The following is a 22,234-nucleotide window of genomic DNA, read 5'->3' on the forward strand; positions in this document are numbered from 1 at the left end:
GCCCCGTCGCAATCGCGGCGGGGCTTTCGTGTTCTCAGAGCAAACAGCGAAATCCGCCCCAGGTCGCCGTGGAACTCAAGGTTGATCTCCGCGCCAGGCATAGGTGGCGTCGCCGGTCTGCTTCAGGATGAACGCCTTCTGAGCGTCCGAGAACTTCGAATCCTTCATCGTCTTCCGCTCCTCCCAGCCCAAGGGAAACGACGCCAACCCAAAGCGATCCAGTTTTAAGGGCTCAAATCACCAAGCGCCTGCACGTAGCAAGCGCGTCGCATCGTTCTTGCAGAGCGTCGGTCTCCCGGAAGCCGACCAGGATTTCTTGGCGACCTATGCTTCTCCTGAAAGCTCTGCCGCCTGAACCATGCGTATAGCGCGCCGATGGCCTGAGCGGCGAAGCGCATACATGGCCCTTTACTGACATTCCGAAGGGCTGTTTATGGGCAGTGCGATGAAGGCGGCGGGTGAGAGCCGGACCTTGCCCTTCGCCGCTGGTGTGGGTGAATGCCTCCCGGTACTGGGCCGCACCGGCCGCTCGGGACGGCAGGATCTTCCTCGCCTTTGATTGTGGTAAAGATAGCTCGTTTCCCGACGACGGGAACATTTATCCAACTGTAGGTTGGAATAACCTCACGAATCACTTGTACTGGGTGCCGCAGCCATGCGCGGGCGCCACAGCGCCCCTTCGACGAGAGTAACCGCTCGTTAACCGGCGTTAACCAATGGTGAAGACATGACGATGCTGTACCGACATCGGCACGCGTGCCTATGAGGGCCTGGAGCTTCATCGATCGGGTGTCTTCGGACAGGCTCCGTGATGTGTCTGGGCCCCTTGCAGGGATGCTCGCGGCATGTGGACTGCCTCTCCTCCTTGCAGGCTGCGGCGAGCAACGGCTGTCGAGCGATGAACTCGTGTCGGCCTCGCGCGCGATAACCGTCGACGTGGGCCGCGCCCTGGCGCTGCCTCCGCCCGGCAGCCTGCCTGTGACCGCAGTCTCCCAGAGAACCTATGAGAACGCCGTCTCGCAGACCGTCTCCCTGGCAACCCGTGGCCGGACGCCCGGCGAGAACGCAATCCATGTCGCGTTTTTCACGGCGGCAGATATTCCTGAGGCCACCGGCGTCGAGGGCAACCTGCTGAAGGAGCCCGGCATCGACGACTTCGCCATCGGCAAAGAGATGGAGGAACGTCTTCCCGGTGTCGCGATGGCCCCTTCCGCCGTTTTCGTCCAGAACAGTTACGGTCCATTCGGCTATGCTTTCGGTCGCGGCACCGGTGGCGAGGCCTGCCTCTATGCCTGGCAGCGACTGGTGGGCAAGGACAGTCTCTTCCGCCCGAAATCGGGCATGATCTCGGTGCGCCTGCGTGTCTGCGACCCCACCGCGACCGAGGCCTCGCTTCTGCGCCTGGCCTATGGCTACACGTTCAACGCCAAGCTGAAGCGCTCGGGCTGGAATCCGATTGGCGATGCACCCGAGCCGGCGCCTGAGCTCGGTCAGGCTGGAACCCCTATCTATCCGCAAGCGCCGCAGTCCTCCTTCGGCGAGGCCCCGCAGCGCCCGCAAGCCGTCCGTCCGCGGCCGGAGCATCGGCGCAGCGCGGTTCCCGCGGAGTCGCAGGCCCCCGATCCGACCCCGACCAAGCCGCTTGAAGGATACCCCGCCGTCCCGCCGCCGCCCGCGCCCTGAACCCACCCGGATTGCCGAAAGCCCGATGCGAACAGCGAGCTACGTCATCTTCTGGGCCGTCACTGCGATGGTCGTTATCGCGCTGGTCACCCTGCCGATCAGCCTGCAGGCGCATCTGATCGCCGGGGCGATCGTGGTCGGCGCGATGATGGTCCTGAAGTTCCTGCGGCCTTATGGCGTCTGGCGCCTGATCGCGCTCGGCTTGGGCACCGCGATCGTGCTGCGTTACGTCTACTGGCGCACGACCAGCACCTTGCCGCCGGTCAACCAGCTCGAGGATTTCATCCCGGGGCTGATCGTCTACCTCGCCGAGCTCTACAACATCGGCATGCTGGGCCTCAGCCTCTTCGTCGTGGCGATGCCGCTGCCGAAGCGCAAGACGCCGCCGATCGACCTCGCCAACGCACCGACGGTCGACGTCTTCGTGCCGACCTACAACGAAGAGCCCGAGATGCTCGCGACGACGCTCGCGGCTGCGCAGGCGATGGATTATCCCGCGGGGCGCCTGAACACCTTCCTGCTCGACGACGGCGGCACCGACGAGAAATGCAACGCCGACGACTTCGCCGCGGCCAGCGCCGCCCGCGAGCGCCGCGCGACGCTGACGAAGCTCTGCGAAGGGCTCGGCGTCACCTATCTCACGCGCGAGCGCAATCTCAGCGCCAAGGCCGGCAATCTCAATAACGGCATCGCCAACTCCCAAGGCGAGTTGATTGTCGTCTTCGACGCCGACCATGCCCCTGCACGCAGTTTTTTGACCGAGACGATCGGCTATTTCGGGCAGGACCCGAAGCTTTTCCTGGTCCAGACCCCGCATTTCTTCATCAATCCGGACCCGCTGGAACGCAATCTCCAGACCTTCCGCTCGATGCCGTCCGAGAACGAGATGTTCTACGGCATCATCCAGCGCGGTCTCGACAAATGGGACGCCTCGTTCTTCTGCGGCTCGGCCGCCGTCCTCCGGCGCACGGCACTGGAAACCACCAGCGGCTTCTCCGGACGCAGCATCACCGAAGATGCAGAAACGGCGATCACGCTGCACGCCACCGGTTGGCACAGCGTCTATGTCGACAAGCCGCTGATCGCGGGGCTTCAGCCGGCGACCTTCACCAGCTTCATCGGCCAGCGTTCGCGTTGGGCGCAGGGCATGATGCAGATCCTCATGTTCCACCGTCCGATGTTCAAGCGCGGCCTCTCGCTGCCGCAGCGGCTCTGCTACTCCTCTTCGGCGCTGTTCTGGCTCTTCCCCTTCGCGCGGCTGACCTTCCTGGTCGCGCCCCTGTTCTACCTGTTCTTCGGCCTGGAGATCTTCACCGCCTCCGGCGCGGAATTCATCGCCTATGTGCTGAGCTACATGGTGGTGAACCTGATGATGCAGAACTACCTCTATGGTCGCTATCGCTGGCCGTGGATTTCGGAGCTCTACGAGTTCATCCAGTCGGTCTACCTGCTGCCGGCCGTGGTCTCGGTGCTCATCAATCCGACCAAGCCGACCTTCAAGGTCACCGCCAAGAACGAGTCTCTGGAGACCCGGCGAGTGTCGGAGCTTGGCCGGCCGTTTTTCATCATCTTCGCGGTGCTCTCGCTCGGTGTCGTCGCCACCTACTGGCGCATGCTCACCGAGCCCTACAATGCAGACATCACGTTGGTCGTCGGGCTGTGGAACATTCTGAACCTGTTGATGGCCGGCTGCGCGCTTGGCGTGGTCTCGGAGCGGCCGGAGGGTCGCGGCGCGCGGCGCTTCGCCGTGAAGCGTCGGGGTGAGATTACCATCGACGGACGCAAGGCCCGGATCGTCACCGAAAACGTCTCCGTCGACGGTATCGCCGTCCGCGTGATGTCGAAAGAATTCGATAAGCTTCCGGTCGGTTCGACCGGGGAGATTACCGTCGAGACCACGATCGACATGCCCCGGGGCGCCCTGCCTGTGCGCGTCCGCCGCCTCGCGCCCGACGACAAGGGATTGCTGCTGGGCTGCAGCTACGAGCCGGCGGAGCCGGTGCATAGTCGCATCATCGCCGACCTCGCCTTTTCCGATGCCGAGAACTGGAGCCGGTTTCAGAAGGCGCGGCGCCACAATCCCGGCGTCATCTACGGGACGCTGCGCTTCCTGCGGCTCGCCATTTTCCAGACGAGCCGAGGATTGTCCTATCTCTTCGGTCTCTACCGCCTGTCCCGCTCGACCACCCGGCCGGGAGCGGCGGAATGAAGCGCCTCCGGTTCCAGGCCCATCTCGCCGCGCTCGCATCCTGCGCGCTCCTTGTCGGCTCGCCGCTCCCGGCACAGGAATCTCCGGTCGTCCAGCCCGGCCCGGCACCCTTCATGATCGCGCCGCCCGCGCCGTCCCCGGCTCCGACGAGCCCTGCGCCTTCCGCGAAGCCGGCTCCGGTTCCGGTACATGAGACCAGTCCGACGCCAGCCTCGCTGCTGTTCAAGCCGCTGCTGCCGGCGGGGCGCGTCACGCTGGAAGGCGAGAGCGACGTCCGCAGTTGGGGGTTCTACCTGACGCAGGACGAGGCGACAGCCGATCTGAACCTCGACATTGCCTTTCAGAACGCCCTCGTGGTGATGCCGGAAGCCTCGCGATTGACGGTGCGCATAAATGGCGAGCGCGTCAGCGAAATGCCGATCGCCTCCTCCGACCGCCTGAAGCGCAGCTCCATCGCCTTGCGCAAGGGCCTGCTCCGGACCGGACAGAACACGATCAGCTTCGAGGCCGTGCAACGCCATCGCATCGATTGCACAGTCGGCTCGACCTATGAACTCTGGACGCGTATCGATGGCGCCGGCACGCGGCTGGCTTTCAGGAATGCGAACACCCGATCCTTCGCCCTGCGGAGTCTCGACGATCTGCCCGCTGTCGGCGCCGATGAAAACGGGCTGACGACGATCGCCATCGTCGCGCCCGGCGCGGCGCGCGCGAGCGCCGCGAACAGCATCCTTGCCGTCGCCCAGGCGCTGGCATTGCGCGGCCGCTACGGGCAGGTCACGATCAGCGTAACCGAGCAACTGCCCGCCCGCATCCGGCCGGGCACGCTGACCGTCGCGCTCGGCACGAGCGAGGAGATGCGCGCGCTGCTCGGCGCATTACCGGCCGATGCGGGTGGCCGCAGCTTCGTCGGCTTCGTCCCGAATCCGCAGAAAGGCGCCGATCTCCTGCTCGTCACCGGCGAAGGCTGGCCCGATCTTGAAACCCTCATCGCCAAGTTCCTGACCGCGCCTGTAGCCCGGCCGGCCAATATCAACCGCAAGACCATGGATACCGCGAGCTGGCACGTGCCGGACGCGCCCTTCATCTCCGACAAGGAGGCGATCCGCTTCTCCGAGCTCGGCATTCCCACTCAGGAATCGACCGGCCGGCGCATGCGCGTGCGCGCCATCGTCGCGATGCCCGGCGATTTCTACGCCAATGCCTATGGCGAGGCGACGCTCTATCTCGACGGCGCCTATTCACAGGAGGTCCTGCCGGGCGAGAGCCATATCGAGGTCTTCGTCAACGGCAACGTCGCGGCAACCGTGCCGCTCAATGCGGCGACGGGCGGGTTGCTCCAGCAGTTCCCGATCACGATCCCGCTGCGGCATTTCCGGCCGGGGATCAACGAGATCTGGTTCGAGGCGGTGACGCTGGCCAAGTCCGATCTCGCCTGCGGCCCCGGCGCGACCCTGGCCGGCAAGAGCCGCTTCGCCCTGTTCGACACCACCGTCCTGTCGATCCCGAACTTTGCGAAGATCGGCGTCAGCCCCAATCTCGGGGCCATCGCCGGCACCGGCTTCCCGTATTCGGTCGCTTCCCGCGTCGCGCTGGTCATGGGCCGTCAGGACAATGCCAATCTCAGCGCGGCAGCGACGCTGCTTGCGCGCATCGCCCGCAATGCCAGCCGCCCGCTTGCCATCGATCTCCTCGCCGGGACAGCGGCCGTGGGCGACAGGCCGGCGCTGATCGTCGGCGCCGCCGGCCAGATGCCGGCCGGCCTATTGCCCCGGGTCGGCGTCGCCGACAATGTCCGCGCCACCTGGCCCCAGCGTGCCGATGCCGTGGTGGTGACGCCGGATGCCGAGGGTGCGGCCGTCTTCGACGCCGTCATCAACCGCTTGCAGGGCCGGGAGGCCACGCCCGAGGCCTCCGGCGGCGTGGCTCCGACCACCGAAGCGGTCCGCGATCGCTGGCGCGGCTCGCTCGGCGGCCCGCTGGCGCGCTATTTCATCGGCTTCGATCAATGGCTCCAGCACACCTTCGATCTCTCCTTCGCGCAATTGCGCGCGCCATCGCGCGCGGCCTCGCTCTACGAGCCGGCGGAAGGGACGGAACTGATCGCGGCTCAGGCCGCCGATCCCGAGACGCGGCAGGTCTGGACCGCTTTCATCGCCCGCCGCGACGAAACCCTGCAGAGCGCCGTCAACCGCATCGTCACGCCGGGCAACTGGGCGGGCATGGCCGGCCGGATCACCGCTTTCCGCGGCGCCCAGGACGCGCATGTCATTTCCGCCGATAGCACCTCCTTCGTCATGACGCGGCCCTTCAGCCTCGCGAATATGCGGCTCGTCTTCGCCAACTGGATGTCCAGCAATATCGGCATCTACGCGCTGGCGCTTCTGATCGCCTGCATCGGGCTCGGCATTGGAACCTCCCTGATGCTCGGGCGGTTGGGTCGGCGATCATGAGATGGACGCTGGCAGCGATGATGGCGACCTTCCTCGGTCTGGCGCCGGGCGTGCGCGCAGCCGTGCCGGCGGATGCCTGGGCGCTCTACCGACAGAAATTCGTCACTGCGGAAGGGCGGGTCGTCGACGATCTCAACGGCGGCATCAGCCATAGCGAGAGCCAGGGCTACGGCCTGCTGCTGGCCTGCCTGGCCGATGATCGCACGACCTTCGCCAGCATCTTCGCCTTCACCCGGACCGAGCTTCTGATCCGCGATGACGGGCTCGCAGCCTGGCGCTGGGACCCGAAGGCGAGCCCGCACGTCACCGATATCAACAATGCCAGCGACGGCGACCTGTTGATCGCCGATGCCCTCGCTTGCGCAGGCACGCGCTGGAACATGCCGGCCCACAGCGCCGCCGCACGCCAGATCGCGACATCCCTCGCAAAGGTCGCGCTGCGCCAGCACGCCGGGCAGACCTGGCTCATGCCGGGCGCTGTCGGTTTCTCGGAGAAGGACCGCGCCGACGGGCCGGTGATCAATCCGTCCTATTGGATCTTCGAGGCCTTCCCGACCTTGGCGAAGCTGACCGGGGACCCGCGCTGGATGCAGGTCCAGACCAGCGGTCTGAAGCTGCTGGACGATCTCGCCAAGCGGAAGATGCCGGCGCCGGAATGGCTCTCGGTCAAGGCCGAGCCTCGGCCGGCGGAGGGCTTTCCGGCCCAGTTCGGCTACAACGCCATCCGCATCCCGCTCTACCTGCTGCGCGCAGGGCTGGGCGACAAGGCGCGGCTCGCGCCGTTCCGACAGGCCTGGGCCGGCGGCACGGCGGTCGTCGATGTCGCCAGTGGCAAGCCCGTCGAGCCCTTGCCGGACGCAGGCTACCGCATCCTCTCCGCGTCGCTCGCCTGCGCACTCGACGGCACGCCGATTCCCGCCGAGCTCAAGGCCTTCCAGCCTACCGCCTATTACCCGTCGACGCTGCATCTCCTCTCCCTCTCGATGCTTGACGAGAGGTATCCGCAATGTCTGTGAAACCCATTTTGATCGCCGTCGCCGTCTCGGGTCTCGCTTTTTACACGCTGGGCCGCTACGGCCATGACATCGCCTCGCGTGAAGCCGTGCAGCCCGTGATCCAGCCGGCACTGGCGCAACAACAGCCTCCGCAGGCGCCGGCCGAAGCTGTGCCGGCACCGAACGATGCCGCGCAAGCCAAGGCCCCGGACCGCCCCGCCGCCGCCCAACCCGCTGCGCCGAAGGTTGACGAGACCGCGCTGCGCTATTTCGCGGGGCAGGGCGACACCCGCCGCTACGAGGCCGAGCTCGCGCGGCTCAGGGCGCTCTATCCGGATTGGAAGCCGCCGACGGACCTGAGCTCGCAAGGGAAGGGACAGGCCGGCGATCCTGAGCTGGAGCGGATGTGGCGGCTCTTCGCCGAAGGCAAATATGGCGAGGTCCGTGCCGCGATCGCCCAGCGGGGCAGCACCGATCCGAACTGGCGCGCTCCGGCCGACCTGACAACCCAGCTCGACACCGCCGAGGCACGTCAGCGCCTCGTCAACGCGTCGAACGCCCGGCAATGGGAACAGGTCATCCGTCTGGGCACCGAGATTCCAGCCATGCTGACCTGCGCCAGTGTCGATGCGCTCTGGCGCGTCGCCGAGGCCTTCGTCCAGATCGGTAAGCCCGAGCGTGCGCGCGACGCCTATGCCTATGTCCTGACCAATTGCACCAATCCGGCCGAGCGCACCGGCACGATGCAGAAGGCGCTCGCCACCCTACCGGAAAACATCGTCGAAGCCTTGCTGTCGCAGGAACAGCAGAACGAGTTCGCGAGCATCCGCGACGAGATGGCACGACGCCATATCGGCAAGGCCGCCGGCGATCCGACGCAGAAGGCGACGCCCGCGGAAATCCAGCGCATCGAAGCCCTAGCCAATGCGGCCTCGACGCCCGATGACGCTATCCTGCTAGGCTTTTACACGCTCCACCATGACGAGCCGGCCAAGGCCGCGACTTGGTTCCAGACGGCGCTCGCGCGCAATGGCGGGGCCAAGGCGGCCGAGGGAGCGGTGCTCGCATTGGGCGATACCAAGAAGTATCAGGAGGCCGAAACGCTCGGTGCCCAGTGGCTCGAAGCCGGCGCGGCCAATCGCAAGGCCTATCTCGATGCCATCACCGCCCTGCTCACCCAGGAGCCGCCGCCGCGCCTGGACCGCGCCGTGATCGAGCGCATCGTGAAAACCGTGGGGCAGGACAAATACGCCGCCGGCGCCGGAGCGCTCGGCTGGTATGCCTACAACGCCGGGCAGATCAGCCCGGCGGGAACCTGGTTCGAGACGGCGCTCTCCTGGGATCGTGGCAATGAGCCGGCGGCGTACGGGCTGGCCCTGGTCCGCGAACGCCTGCGCGACCAGGCTGGCTTGCGTACCCTCGTTGCCGAATGGGGCAGCCGCTCGCAGAGGATCGCGGACATCCTCAATCCCCGGCGCCCGCGCTCGGCCCCGACAGCCGAGCATGAGCGCCAAACACGTCAGATGCCGGCGGCGGAATCGGCCCATCGCCGACCAACTCCTATCGTCAGGTCCGGCTCCGACGAGCCGATCGCACGCGACGCGGCTCCGGAGCCGGCGAGACGGTCGGACGCTCCCCGCGCGACCGGTGGCAGTTGCGGAGGTGGCAGCTCAGGCGCCGCCGCCTTGCAGCGCGGCTGGTGTCTCCTCAATCTCAAGCGGCCGGTCGCAGCAGCGCAGGCTTTCGAAGCCGCACGGCGCGGCGGCAATGCGCAGGTTACCTCCGATGCCGCCGCAGGCGTGGCTTATGCCAAGATGCAGCAGGGGCTGACGGCCGAAGCGACCGTAGCGGCCAGCGCCGCCAACCTGCCACCGGCGCGCCGCAAGGAGCTGTCCACGCTGCTCCTCGCCGAGCAATTCTATGCCCAGTATGATGCCAAGGATTACAACGGCGCGCTCATCACCCTGTCGCAGCGCCGCCGCCTCGCGCCCGAGACGACAGACCTGATGCTGATGCGCGGATGGTCCTATTACAATCTCGGCCGCTACGACGACGCCGCGCACATCTTCGAGGCGCTGTACAAGGCCAACAAGTTGCCCGAGGCCCTGTCCGGCCTGACGGCGATCCGTGATGTCACCAAGCGCAACGCCCAGTGATCACGGCGCCATGCGAAGCTTCGTACCGACCATCTCCGGGAATGTGTGTCGGCTTCCTAGCGCAACATGCCAATCTTCTCCGTGATTGGCGACGACGGCTAATGATTGCATTTTTTCCGACGAAAATGGCTAAGTCGCTCTGAACGTTGAACGATGGATGCGAGCCTGCAAGCCTCATGAAGCGCCCCCTGTTTCAGGCTCGCATCACTGACCTCGAAGCCCTTTTCGAGCGTCGCGTCGATGATTGCTAGCGGCGCCCTGCCCGTAGCTTCGCGCAGTACATCGACGTTTCCGAGGCCTTGGTCCGCGTCGCGATGGTCCCCGTTTGCAGGCCAGCCACTGAACTCAATCTCAAACGGTCACTGAGGCGATCCACGCGCCTTGCCGTCAGGGAAAGGTTCCCGGGGGTAGCGGTGGCTCCGCATTGAGGAGCGTGATCGTAACGCGTCGGTTAGACGGGCTGTAAGCATCGTCGATGAAGAGCGGCTCGGTGTCGGCGTGTCCCACCACGGAAGCGAAGCGGGTGCTGGGAAGCCCGGCCCCCGACAGGATCTCGCGCACGGCGAGTGCGCGCCCGGCGGTGAGGGCCCAGGAATCGGTGGCCTGCACCGAGCCCGGGCGCGCGGCGGACGTGTGGCCGGCGACAGACAGCTGGTTGGGCAGCCGGCGCAGGGTGGGCGCGAGCGCCTCCAGCACGAGACGGGTGCGCTCGTAGGGCCGGACCGAGCCTTCGGGGAACATGGAGCGGCCGTACTCGTCCACGAGGGAAACGTTCAAGCCCTCCTTGGTCGGCTCGATCACGATGTTGCGCGACAACTCGGAAATTTCGGGCATTTTCTGGAGCGCCTGCCGCAGGCTGGCTACGGCGCTGTAGTTGGCCTGCATGTCGGCGGCCGGGCGGCTGGCCTCGCGGTCGCTGGCGCGGCCCGAGCTGGTCGGGCGCGCTTTGTCGTCCTGCCCGGAAGTCCCCCTCGCCGCGTCGCGGGGCACTGAGGGCCTGTTGCCTGACTTGTCCAGGGCACTGCCCATCAGGACGCCACCAGAGCCGCTGGTCGTCGGACTCACAGATGCCGGCGCAAAGTATTCCGCCAAGCCGATCTTCTGCTCTTGCGTCGTCATGCTGATCAGCCACATCAGCAGAAAGAACGCCATCATGGCGGTTACGAAGTCCGCATAGGCGATCTTCCAAGCCCCGCCGTGGTGCGCATGAGCGGCCTTCTTGACCTTCTTGACGATAATCGTCGGCTGGGTGGGCTTAGTCATCGAGTCTCTGCCGGAGATTGGATCAGATCTAGGCGGGGAGGCCGGCGGTTGCCGCTTCCACTTCGTTGAACGTTGGGCGGACGTCGCTCATCAGAGCCTTGCGGGCAAATTCTACCGCCATCACCGGCGGCTGGCCGCCGATATGCGCGAGGAGACCCGCCTTGAGTGAAAGAAAGTATTTGGATTCCGCCTCGAACGTGCCCTTGAGCGACTGCGCCATGGGCCCGAAGAAGCCGTAGGCGACGAAGACACCGAAGAAAGTGCCTACGAGCGCGCCGCCGATCAGATGTCCCAGCACCTCCGGCGGCTCGGTGATCGCCCCCATCGTCTTGATCACGCCGAGCACGGCGGCGACGATGCCGAGCGCCGGTGTACCGTCGGCAAGCGACTGCATTGCCGCAACCATACGCTCCTGCTCCTGATGGTGCGTCTCCAGTTCCTCGTCCATGAGAGCGTCGATCTCGTGGACGTTGTTGGCACCCATCGTCAGCATTCGCATGTAGTCGCAGACGAACTCGACCGCATGATGGTTCGCTGCAAAAGTCGGGAAGGCATTGAACAAACTCGACTCGCTCGGATTTTCGATGTGCTCCTCGACAGCGAGCATGCCCTTCTGCTTTACAAACTTGTACAAGGAATACTGCATCCCGAGCAGTTCGACATAGCATTCCTGCTTGTACTGGGGACCCTTCATGAGCGTGCCGAGCATGGCGGGCACAGCCTTGAGCACCGGCGCAGGGTTGCCGATGACGAAGGCACCAATCGCTGCACCGAGGATGATGACAAACTCGAACGGCTGCCAAAGCACCTCAAGGTGGCCGCCCATCGCCGCGTAGCTTCCGAAGACGCAGACGAAGACGATTATTGTGCCGACGATCAGCCGCATGGTCTGCCACCCTCGCGCCGCAGCAGGTACAGCCCGCGCGAAGCCACTAACTAGCCCAACGAACTGACCGATTAAGGTTAAGGGCGAGTTTATGACCAGCGGACGGCAGGGTTGTAAGCGTCGTCCTTCGACGACGGCTTTGAAGTTTGGGTCGGTAGGGTAAGTGATCAGGAGTGCCCGGATTTGGGCATTGAGATCGAGCCGGCGGGTCTCGGCGAACATCAGCAATTGGCCCTTAGCGGACATCGAGAAGGTCCGCTTCCGGGCGGGTTTGACGAGGCTGATAGTGGGGCAGCCGAACGTCAGGCTCCGCTTATCGCACTGTGCAACCGTGAGTTTTTTGGCTCGCCGTCCGGCAGTTAATGCTCGCAGCGCTCCTTGTTGCAGATTTAGCCTCGGCCGCTACTTCCAGCATTTCTCGACGGCATCGTAACTGCCGCTGGTGAGATTGGCTCGCGCTGCCCGCAGCTCGGACTTCTTCACCTTGCCCCCGGGCGTTCGCGGGAAGGCTGAGACGTACTCGAAATAGCGCGGGATCTTGAAGCGCGCGAGTTGGGAAGAGCAATCAGCGATGATCCGCTCAGGCGGCACGCTGCCGGCCGTCTCGCCCTCTAAAAGCAGGATATAGGCCTTGACCTCTTCGCCACGAACCAGATCAGGAACCGGTAGGATCGCCGCCTCGACGATCCCCTCGACGCTGCGCAGCACCGCCTCCACCTCGGTTGCGGAGATACTCTCGCCGCTGCGCTTCACCATGTCCTTCAGACGGCCGAGATACCAGAGCCAGCCCTCGGCGTTGCGTCGGGCCAGATCGCCGGTCCTGAACCAGCCCCCTTCATGAAAGGCCTCGCGGGTTGCCTCCGGCTTGTTGTAGTAGCCCAGCAGGATACCGGGCCCGCGGACGCAGAGTTCGCCGAGTTCGCCGGCAGGAACCTCGACCCCGTCGGGATCGCAGACCCGCACCTCACGGAAGGCCGCTGGAATGCCGGAAGTGCCGGTGCCCGTCATGTGGTCGGCCTCGACAGGGACATAAGAGACGAGTGCGGTCTCGGTCATTGAGAAGCCCTGCCGCGCCACGCAACCGTAGCGCTTCTCGTACCAGCGATAGTTCTCTAGCCGGTGACTGTAGCAGTAGAGCGTCTTGAGATCGTTCGCAGCATCCTCCGGCTGCTCCGGCGCGCGCGAGACGATTTCGGGGAAATTGCAGAAGTGGATGCGATACCGCTTCACCCACTCCATGAAGCGGGTGGAGCTTTGTCGGCGAGGCATGAAGGCAGTCCCACCCTGGAACAGGGTCATCAGGAACTGCCACTGAGCGGTGATGTAGTGGAAGGGCTGCGCGATCAGGATATTGGTCGCGGCGTCCTGCAACTGGGCTGAACCGACCCGCCCATGCATCATCAGCCCGCGATGCGACAGCATCGCGCCCTTCGGCAGGCCGGTCGTGCCGGACGTGTACTGGATGTTCAGAACGTCATCGAGCACCGGCTCCCGCGCCGGAACGAAGTTCACATCGCCCGCCGCCAGCATATCGTCCCAGCGCAGGCGCGGCGTCGCCGCATCCCCCACCACGACCACGCGCTTCTGCGGCAGCGGCGCGGGAACGATCGCATCGAGCAGGGGCACGAACTCCTCCTGGATGACCAGGAAGCGGCAGTCGGCATCCGACAGGACATAGGAGAGCTCGCGGCTCGTATAGGCGGAATTGACCGGGACAGTGACGGCGCCGAGCGTGCCGAGCGCCAGCCAGGTGATCGGATATATCGTGTTGGTGCCGACCATCACGCCAACATGGGAGCCATGGCCGATGCCGAGCCGGGAAAAGCTCGATGCCAGCTTTGCGACATCGCCCGCCAGCTGCGCATAGGTCAGCACGATCCCGTCGTCGAACATCTCCAGCATCGGCCGATCGGGATGGCGCTCGCGCCGCTCGCGCAGGAGCGCGGCGACGTTGCGCGGCAGCGGGGTCGCCTCGACCTCGCGCATCAGCCGTTCCGAGGGGTAGTCCTCGAACGGCGTTTCGGGGGCAATGGTCATCGCAGGCTCGGTCGACATGGACATGGCTGCAGCGCGATCAGGCAGGTCTGGCGAGTTCGAAGCGCGGCAGCACCGACCCGTCCGGGAGTTCGGTGTAGACCAGCCGCACCTGAGAGCCGATCCATGATCCCGCGGGCTCGTCACCAACGAGATTACTGGTCAGGATCGGCCCTTCCCTGAGCCGCACGCTGACCACGTTGTAGGGTGCCGGGTACGTCTCGAGATACTGGCGGTGATAGACCACCCAGGACAGGATCTCTCCTTCGCCGGACAACGGTGTCCAATCGAGTTCCTCGCTCAGGCACTCGACGCAGGCCGGCGCCGGCGGGTACTGGAAGGCCCTGCACGCCCGGCAGCATTGCAGCTTCATCGCCTTTGACGCGATGCTTTCCCACATCGGGGGATCGAAGAAGCCCATCAGCGGCTTTGGGAAGAACTGCTCGGTCATGGCCGGTTTCCATAGAGCACCGAGACAGCGCGGCCTGCCACGCTGCTGGCATAGTGGGCGAAGCGGCAATCCGGAACCTGGCGCTCGCCGGTCTCGCCGCGCAGCTGCCGCACGCATTCGATCTGGTGGTTCCAGCCCTGCATGTAGCTCTCGGAGAGATGCCCGCCGCCGGTATTCGTCGGAAGACGGCCGCCCGGGCCGATCCGACTTTCCCGAAGGAACTTCCCGGCCTCGCCGATGCCGCAATAGCCGTGGCCTTCGAGCGCGAGCGGAATATGCGGAGAGAAGCTGTCATAGACGCAGAGCATGTCGACGTCTTCGGGCCCGATCGAGGCACTGTCGAACAGGCGCGCTGCGACGTCCTGCTGCACCGGCCGATAATGGTCGACGATCCGCGGGCTCATGCTCGTCGTGCGCTGATTGAGGTCATGACGCGCGGCGGCTTCGATGTAGACGGGCTTTCGGGCAATTTTCCTGGCGCGATCGGCATCGACGATGATCATCGCCACGCCTCCGTCGTTGAAGATGCAGTAGTCGTAGAGGCGAAGAGGTTCGCAGATGAACGGGGCGGCCAGATAATCCTCGATCGAGATCCGCTTGCGCATGATGGCGTTCGGGTTGAGCGAAGCCCAATGACGCTGCGCGACCGCGACCTCTCCGAGTTCCGCATCGGTCATGCCGGTCGCATGACGATAGGACTGGTAGAGCATGGCGTAGAGCGAACCCTGCGACGTCAGGCCCCAAGGCGCATGATAATCCTCTGTATGGAAGGAATCGCCCGATCCCGCAGGCGCGCCCCCCCATTTGACTCCGCCGGAACGCTGGTTGAACCCGAAGACGATGGCGACGACGCTGGCGAGCCCGCTCTGGATCGCCATGCACGCCTTGATGACGGAGATCGCAGCATCGCCATTATCGTTCCATTTGGGGTTGAGGCCGAGCAGCTCAGACATGCGCTCGCAGCCCGTATGCGGCCCGGCGATCAACCCGTCGATGTCGTCGCGCTTCAACCCGGCATCATCGAGCGCCCGCTTGAAGGCCCGGATTCCGTAGCCGAACGAATTGGTCGGCTTCTCACCGTTGCGCGTCCGAACCCAATCGTCCGCCCAATCGGTGTGTCCGACACCGACAACTGCCGCCACCCGCTTCATCGACAACGCCTCATATCAGACAATCATTAGCAAAACTGATTGCCTGAATTAGCGTAGATAATTACGCATGAAGCGTCAAGCGGTCACTCGCTATCGGTCCGCTTGCCCCGTGAGCGCCGCGTAGAGGTGGCGCTGAGGGAGAAATCCGTCCGGAACGTCGCCCAGGGCGCGATCCCGGCGAGGTCCGGCAGACAGCGCTCGATCAGCGCCTCGCGGGCGGATTCGGCGATCTGGCGAGCGATCGTATCGTCTTCCGAAGGACGGGCGATGAGCGCGATTCGCCGCGTCGGCGCCGAGCGCGGCAACGGCAGGCAACGGAAGCGGGGAGAACTCATGCGTGCCTTGAGGACGCTGAGCGGGGTGCTGATGGTCCAGCCCATCGCCTCCTCCACCATGGCGAGCACGGCATCCGAGGTATCGAGCCGGTAGCGGTTCGGCGGGATCGTGCCGGAGCGCTGCAGATAGGCGTCGACCGCCTGGCCGATGAAGGTATGGGTGCCGTAGCGGATGCAGGGCGCAGCAGCGGCCAGCGCTTCAATCGTACGGTGTGTCTGGGCCAGATCGGTCGGGGCCACGAGGAGGTAAGGCTCCTCGAAGATCGGAATGTTGATGAAGTCGTCGCTCGGGGGAACATCCTCCGAGGTGATGATGAAATCCACCTTGCGCTCGATCAGGGAGCGGACGCCGGTCTCGCCATAGCCGGACCAGATCACCCACTGCGCCGCGAGTTTGTCGAGCTTGCGAACCAGGTAAGGTCCCGCCGTGCTGGCGACGGTATTCGCAACACCGAGCCGCAGCATCGGAATCGCGTCGTGCAGGTGGAGTTCAACCGCCTGGTCGAGATCGCGGACGCGATCGAGGATCTCAATGGTGCGTTTGTAGATGATGTCGCCGAGCAGCGTCAGCTTCGGCGGGCGTGTTCCACGATCGATCAACTGTGCGTTGACCGAGGCCTCCAGATTAGCCACCGCCTGCGATACCGCAGATTGAGTCAGGTTGAGAGCGCTTGCCGCGCCGGTCATGCCATTGGCGCGCACGACCGCGGCGAAAATTTCCAGCAGCCGCAGGTTGAGCCCCCTGCGCGCGGTGTTCTCAGGCTCTGCCACCCGTTCCTCCCTCGTTATTCGTCCGACCGGCATAGCCTCGATTTCGCCGCTTGACACCTGTTCTCGGAAATGCAGCATTACTAATTATTAAAATAAGCAATGCTAATATAATGCGTTGACGAGGAGCCGGCAAGGAATGGGCATCACCGCGAACCTCGCAGCATGGGCGGCCGGCTGGACCGATGCTTCGCCGCTCGCTCGCTCGCGTGCGGCCGACGCGTTCTCCGACACGCTGGGCTGCATGGTCGCCGGCGCTGGCGATCTCGCCGCCGACAAGGCCCGCAGGATCGTGGCGCCGTGGAGCGCTGGAGGGGCGGCGACTGTCGCGGGCGGTCTGCACAAGGCCCCGGCGCCCTTCGCCGCCTTCGCCAATGCGGTGGCCGCCCATGCCCTCGATTACGACGACACCGTCGCGCATGCGCTGACCCACCCCTCAGCGGTGATGGTGCCGGCTCTCCTCGCGCTGGGCGAGCAGGAAGACCTGTCCTGTGACGCGTTGCTGACCGCCTGGATCGTCGGGCTCGAGGTTCAGGTCGCGCTCGGCCGGGCCGTCAACCGCACCCATTACGACAGCGGCTGGCACGCGACCTCCACGGTGGGTCTGATCGGCGCAGCCGCTGCCTGCGGGCGCCTCATCGGTCTCGACCCGGACCGCATGGCGGCGGCGCTCAGCCTCGCGACCAGCATGACCAGCGGCAGCAAGGGTCAGTTCGGCACCATGGCGAAGCCGATCCATGCCGGGCTTGCCGCCCAATCGGCGATTCTGGCCGCGGTGATGGCGCGTGACGGAATCAGCGCGGCACCGGATGCGATCGAGGGCGAATACGGCTTCCTGAAGCTATATTGCGCGGGCGGATGGCGGCCCTTCCAGCCGATCCTGGCCAGCCTGGGTGCGCCGCCGGCGATTGAGTGGCTCGGGCTCGACACCAAGCCCTATCCCTGCTGCTCCAGCATTCATCCCGCGCTCGATGGCTTCGCCGACCTCCAGGCCGAGCACGGTTTCGATGCGTCCTCGGTGGCCGAGGCGACGGCTGTGATCGGACGCGGTCCGGCGCTCGCCCTGATCGCCGCGGCACCGCGCGACGAGATCGAAGCCCGCTTCAGCCTGTCCTACGCCGCCGCGGCGCTGCTGACGGGCCATCAGCTGGAATTGTCGGATTTTACCGAAGAAGGCTTCGCGAGGACGGGCGTTCAGGCGCTGCTGCGACGCATCACGATGCGGACCTGGCCGGCAGAGCAGGAGCCGGCAGGCCATCCGGTACCGAGCGAGGTCACGGTCGTGCTCTCGGACGGCCGTCGTTTCTCGAAGCTGGTGACCCGCGTTCGTGGAACCTTGGCTCGGCCGATGACCGCGGCCGACTACGCCGCGAAATTCGCCGACTGTTCCCGTGGCGTGCTTTCGGAGGATCGGTTCGAGACTCTGACGGCGCTGCTCCGCACTGTCGACGGGCCGCTGCGGATCCGGGAACTGGCGGGGCAGTTCGCCTTCGACGCGGTGGTCGATAGAGGGAGCCGCTTCATGGCACGCGCAAGCGTTGGCGCCGAGCCGGCCGCGCCGCGGCCGGCGATGGCAGTCTGAGCACCATGGAAAGAAATCGCAACAGCATGAATGCAGTGGCGGGCATTGCGGGGACGCGCTTGCCGACAGCCAATCCGCCACGCAATGGCGCGGAGGTCTTGTTCCGGTCCGTAACGCGCCGCTTCGGCTCGGTGCTGGCCGCCGACGCGCTTTCCTTCGACGTCCGGCCGGGAGAGTTCCTGACGCTGCTGGGGCCGAGCGGCTCTGGCAAATCGACCCTCCTGATGCTTCTCGCCGGCTTCGACACGCCGAGCTCGGGCGAGATCCTCATCGACGGCAAGCCGATGTCGCATGTGCCGGCCTATGCGCGGAATCAGGGCATCGTCTTCCAGAGCTATGCGCTGTTCCCGCACATGACCGTGGCGCAGAACCTCGCCTTCCCCCTGTCCGTGCGGGGCATTCCGCCGCGTGACCGCGATCCGCTGGTCGAGCGAGCGCTGAAGCGCGTGCGGTTGCGTGGATTAGGCGACCGCTTCCCTCATCAGCTCAGCGGCGGCCAGCAGCAGCGCGTCGCGCTTGGGCGAGCGATCGTCTTCGAGCCGCCGGTCCTCTTGATGGACGAGCCGCTGAGCGCGCTCGATCGTAATCTCCGCGAGGAGATGCAGCTCGAGCTCAAGGAGCTGCACGCGACGCTCGGCTGCACGACCGTCTATGTCACGCACGACCAGCAGGAGGCGGTCACGATGTCGGACCGCGTCGCCGTGCTGCGCGCGGGGCGGATCGTTCAGTTGGCGCCGCCACAGGATATCTATCAGCGGCCCGCCGACGCCTTCGTGGCGGGTTTTATCGGCGAGACCAACTTCATCGAGGCGACCATCCTATCGAGCGCCGGCGGCAGCGCTGTCGTGGATATCGGCATCGGCGAGCTTTCGGCGCTCGATGATGGCGGACGTGGGGATGAGAAGGCGGTGTTGCTCACTGTCAGGCCGGAGACGATCCAGCTCGCCCCGGCCGGTGCGGCTGCCGCGCATGCCGGGCGCTGCCCTCTGCCGGGCTGCATCGAGCAGGCGATCTTTCTGGGCGAGGCGATGCGCTACGTGATCCATGCCGGCCCGCATCGCCTCGTCGTCAAATCGCCCTCCGATCCGACGCGGCCGGCGTTCCTTCCTGGCGACGCGGTCTCGCTGATGTTCAATCCGGCGGCGATGCGGCTGCTGCCGCGCCCGTCTGCACCACACTGAAAAACGCACCAAAAGGGGAATGATCATGAGCGAGATCGGGTGGACTCGTCGCCGCTTTGGGCGGAGTGCGGGTGCGATGCTGATCGGGGTTGCAGTCCCGGCAATCCTGGGACGTGCCGCGCAGGCGCAGGCGGGTTCGCTGACGGTGCTGATAAGCGGCGGCCTGTTCGCCGACGGCAATGTGGAAGCCTATGTGAAGCCTTTCGAGGCCGCGACCGGCATCAAGGTCAATGCTGTGCGCGAGCAGATGAACCTGCCGAAGATGAAGCTGAAGGTCGAAAGCAACAACGTCGATTTCGACGCCTGCTACATCTCGGCCCAGGCTGGAACCATCGCGGCGCGCAATGGCTATCTGCAGGACCTGGATTACAGCGTCTTCGACAAGGAGGAGCTTTCAGGCATCGCCGAGAGCGGGCGCAAGCCCTGGGGGATCGGCTCGTTCTACTACGCCTTCATCCTGAGCGTGAACCGACGGCTCTACAAGGGCGAGGCGCCGCCGGCGACCTGGGCCGATTTCTGGGACGTTAAGCGCTTTCCCGGCCCGCGCGTGCTGCATTCCGGCGATAACGGCGCCGATGGCCCGTGGGAATTCGCGCTGCTGGCCGATGGTGTCGCTCCCGACAAGCTCTACCCGCTCGACATCGACCGGGCCTATCGCAGCCTCGACCGGATCAAGCCGCACATCCGCAAATGGTGGAAGGTCGGCTCCGAGGCACAGCAGCTATTCCACGACAACGTCGCCCATCTCGGCGAAAATTACGAGGGCCGCGCCACCGAGCTGCAGGCACAGGGCAAGCCGATCGACATCATCTGGAACCAGGGCAAGCTGGCCTGGAACTATTGGGCGATCCCGAAGGGCGCGCCCAATGCCGCCAATGCGCAGAAGTTCATAGCTTTCGCGATCCGCGGCGAGCAGCAGGCGATCCTCGCGCGCAAGACCGGCACCGCGCCGAGCAACGCGCGTGCCTTGAAGCATCTGACGGAAGCCGAGGCGCTTCGCCTCGCCACCCACCCGACAAATCGCGCGAAGCTCTTCGAGACCGGCGCCGACTGGTATGCGCAAGTCGGTTCCGACGGCCGCAGCAACATCGAGCGGCTTGCGGAGAGCTGGCAGGAATGGGTCCTGAAATGACGCTGCCCGGGCCGGCCGGCACAGCGGCCTCTCACCCGGCGAGGTCCGCCTCCGGAGTCGCCGGCGGGCTGCGCATGTTCGCGGCCCGGCGGCCCGCTTGGCTGCTGGCAGGCCCGGCCGTCTTCTTCATGCTCTTATTCTGCGGCTATCCGCTGGTCAGGCTGTTCATCGTGAGCCTCGGCAACGGCAATGCGCCGCTGGCGAACTATACTCGTCTGTTTACCAGCGCCGCCTATCTGACCGTCGTCAAGAACACCTTCGTCGTCAGCTGCGGCGTCACCTTGACCTGCCTGCTGATCGCCTATCCCACCGCCTATGCGCTGACCCAGTTGATCTCTCCCCGGTGGCAGCGACGCCTGATCATCCTTGTGGTGGTGCCGTATCTGACCAGCCAGCTCGCGCGCATCTATGCTTGGAAGGTACTGCTCGGCGATCAGGGGGCGATCAACGCCACGCTCGGCTGGCTCGGCCTGATCGGCGAGCCGCTTTCGCTGCTCTACAATACCACCGGCATGTTCATCGGCATGACCCACATCATGCTGCCACTGATGATCATGCCGCTCTACGCGACGATGCGCGGCATTGATCCGCGCCTGACCCAGGCTGCCTGCGCCATGGGCGCCGGACCGTTCAGGGCCTTTCTCTCCGTGTTCTTGTCGCTGAGCACTCCCGGTATCCGCAGCGGCTGCGTGCTGGTCTTCGTCGCTACACTTGGCGCCTACATCATCCCCTCGGGCCTGGGTGGGCTCGGCAACGCCATGGTCTCGAACCTCATCCAGTCGCAGATCGAGGGCTCGCTCAACTTCGGTTTGGCGGGCGCTGCCGCCTTCATCCTGCTGACGATGACGCTGCTCGCCTTTGCGCTCGTCGGCGGCGACCTCGCTACGGTCTACGGTGCCCGCACGGGCGCCGTGGCCTCGCGGCGCAGCCCTTCGCCCGGCGCACGCTTCGCCATGCCGCGCTGGTTCGCCGAGCTCGCCGCAGGCGCCAGCCGGGGCACCTGGCGGCGTCGGCTCGCAGCGCCGCGCCGGCCAAGCGGGGCCGGGCGTGCCGCGTTGCTGGCGACAAGCTTCTCCGTGCTGGCCTTTCTGGCCGTGCCGAGCCTGATCGTCATGGTCATCTCCTTCAGCGCCGACAGCTTCCTCTCCTTTCCACCAAGCGGCTATTCGCTACGCTGGTACGAGGCCTACCTGCAGTCGCCGCAATGGCGCAGCGCGACGGGTCTGAGCTTCCTGATCGCGCCGCTCAGCATGGTGCTCTCGCTCGTGCTCGGCCTTTCCGCCGCCTATGCGCTGGTGCGCGGAGTGCTGCCGCTGCGCAGCACGATCATGGCATTGCTGCTCGCGCCTATGATCATTCCCTCGGTGGTCAGCGGCATCGCGATCTTCGGCCTGCTCGCCGAATGGCGGCTGATCGGCACCCATGCCGGCATCCTGATCGCGCACACGATCGGCGGCGTCGCCTTCGTAGTGGTGATCGGCATGACCTCGCTCAGCGGTTTCGACCGCCGGCTCGAACTCGCGGCGATGAGTCTCGGCGCCCGGCCGCTGACCCTGTTCCGCCGTATCATCGCTCCGCTGATCATGCCGGGCATCGTGGCGGGCGGGCTGTTCGCCTTCATCCACTCCTTCGACGAGGTCATCATCACGAGCTTCGTGTCGGGCACGCGGTTGCAGACCCTCCCGGTCAAGGTGTGGAACGACATGGTTCTGGAGGTCGACCCGACGATTGCCGCGGTTTCGGCCCTGCTCGTGGCGCTGCCCCTGATCTGGCTCGCGGTAATGGAAGGCTTCGCGCTGCGGCAGGGACGCCCGGCCGAGCCAAGCACCTGACAGACATGCGGCCGCAACCAGAGAGACTGATGAGTTGATTAGAATATCCGCCTTTACAGCGGAGCATCACGAGATGCGAATACTCGATTGAGCCTTTCGGGTGATCAACCCAAAATCAGAAAG

15 protein-coding genes are annotated in these 22,234 nt (G+C 65.4%); 9 read left to right on the forward strand and 6 right to left on the reverse strand.

What is annotated here, in order from left to right; all coding sequences use genetic code 11:
* Nucleotides 1-906 precede the first annotated feature (906 nt).
* Genes bcsN through AC1RLU_RS17090 form a run of 5 tightly spaced genes read left to right on the forward strand, consistent with a single transcriptional unit; the run spans nt 907 to nt 9,496 of the window.
* On the forward strand, nt 907-1,683 hold the full coding sequence (gene bcsN, locus AC1RLU_RS17070; protein WP_492796978.1) for a cellulose biosynthesis protein BcsN: 777 nt from the start codon (nt 907-909) through the stop codon (nt 1,681-1,683).
* A 25-nt stretch (nt 1,684-1,708) separates the two neighbouring features.
* On the forward strand, nt 1,709-3,892 hold the full coding sequence (gene bcsA, locus AC1RLU_RS17075; protein ID WP_492796980.1) for a UDP-forming cellulose synthase catalytic subunit: 2,184 nt from the start codon (nt 1,709-1,711) through the stop codon (nt 3,890-3,892).
* Entirely contained in the window at nt 3,889-6,345 is a 2,457-nt protein-coding gene (locus AC1RLU_RS17080) for a cellulose biosynthesis cyclic di-GMP-binding regulatory protein BcsB (protein ID WP_492796982.1), read from the forward strand. The genes bcsA and AC1RLU_RS17080 overlap by 4 nt, the downstream gene beginning before the upstream one ends.
* The gene (locus AC1RLU_RS17085) at nt 6,342-7,361 is read left to right on the forward strand and encodes a family 8 glycosyl hydrolase (protein WP_492796984.1); all 1,020 of its coding nucleotides are present in this window, start codon (nt 6,342-6,344) and stop codon (nt 7,359-7,361) included. Before AC1RLU_RS17080 ends, AC1RLU_RS17085 begins: the two co-directional genes overlap by 4 nt.
* Nucleotides 7,352-9,496 (forward strand): tetratricopeptide repeat protein, encoded by a 2,145-nt coding sequence (locus AC1RLU_RS17090; protein WP_492796985.1) that lies wholly within the window; start codon nt 7,352-7,354, stop codon nt 9,494-9,496. Before AC1RLU_RS17085 ends, AC1RLU_RS17090 begins: the two co-directional genes overlap by 10 nt.
* Nucleotides 9,497-9,883: 387 nt before the next feature.
* Here AC1RLU_RS17090 and AC1RLU_RS17095 read toward each other — a convergent pair whose 3' ends face one another.
* From AC1RLU_RS17095 to AC1RLU_RS17120, 6 genes are all read right to left on the reverse strand, one after another.
* Nucleotides 9,884-10,759, reverse strand: a complete 876-nt coding sequence (locus AC1RLU_RS17095) for a flagellar motor protein MotB (protein ID WP_492796986.1) — start codon at nt 10,757-10,759, stop codon at nt 9,884-9,886.
* Between the two features lie 28 nt (nt 10,760-10,787).
* Complete coding sequence (motA, locus tag AC1RLU_RS17100; protein ID WP_492796987.1) at nt 10,788-11,891, reverse strand: flagellar motor stator protein MotA; 1,104 nt, start codon at nt 11,889-11,891, stop codon at nt 10,788-10,790.
* Nucleotides 11,892-12,047: 156 nt separating this feature from the next.
* Entirely contained in the window at nt 12,048-13,682 is a 1,635-nt protein-coding gene (locus AC1RLU_RS17105; protein ID WP_492796988.1) for a class I adenylate-forming enzyme family protein, read from the reverse strand.
* A 37-nt stretch (nt 13,683-13,719) separates the two neighbouring features.
* A complete protein-coding gene (locus AC1RLU_RS17110) occupies nt 13,720-14,130 on the reverse strand; it encodes a Zn-ribbon domain-containing OB-fold protein (protein ID WP_492796989.1) in 411 nt (136 codons plus the stop codon).
* Nucleotides 14,127-15,281 (reverse strand): thiolase family protein, encoded by a 1,155-nt coding sequence (locus AC1RLU_RS17115; protein WP_492796991.1) that lies wholly within the window; start codon nt 15,279-15,281, stop codon nt 14,127-14,129. The genes AC1RLU_RS17110 and AC1RLU_RS17115 overlap by 4 nt, the downstream gene beginning before the upstream one ends.
* Nucleotides 15,282-15,364: 83 nt before the next feature.
* A complete protein-coding gene (locus AC1RLU_RS17120) occupies nt 15,365-16,387 on the reverse strand; it encodes a LysR family transcriptional regulator (RefSeq protein WP_492796993.1) in 1,023 nt (340 codons plus the stop codon).
* Between the two features lie 136 nt (nt 16,388-16,523).
* Here AC1RLU_RS17120 and AC1RLU_RS17125 point away from each other — a divergent pair, with 136 nt between their 5' ends.
* The 4 genes from AC1RLU_RS17125 (at nt 16,524) to AC1RLU_RS17140 (ending at nt 22,111) form a co-directional block, all read left to right on the forward strand.
* Entirely contained in the window at nt 16,524-17,966 is a 1,443-nt protein-coding gene (locus tag AC1RLU_RS17125) for an MmgE/PrpD family protein (RefSeq protein WP_492796995.1), read from the forward strand.
* 98 nt (nt 17,967-18,064) lie between these two features.
* A complete protein-coding gene (locus AC1RLU_RS17130) occupies nt 18,065-19,147 on the forward strand; it encodes an ABC transporter ATP-binding protein (protein ID WP_492796997.1) in 1,083 nt (360 codons plus the stop codon).
* A gap of 25 nt (nt 19,148-19,172) precedes the next feature.
* Nucleotides 19,173-20,279: an ABC transporter substrate-binding protein gene (locus AC1RLU_RS17135; protein WP_492796999.1), complete on the forward strand. Its 1,107-nt coding sequence runs from the start codon at nt 19,173-19,175 to the stop codon at nt 20,277-20,279.
* 128 nt (nt 20,280-20,407) lie between these two features.
* Nucleotides 20,408-22,111 carry an ABC transporter permease subunit gene (locus AC1RLU_RS17140; protein WP_492797000.1) on the forward strand — a complete coding sequence of 568 codons (1,704 nt, stop codon included), beginning with the start codon at nt 20,408-20,410 and terminating at the stop codon, nt 22,109-22,111.
* Nucleotides 22,112-22,234 lie beyond the last annotated feature (123 nt).

The organism is Allobosea sp. GW822-FHT05A11 (assembly GCF_058800455.1).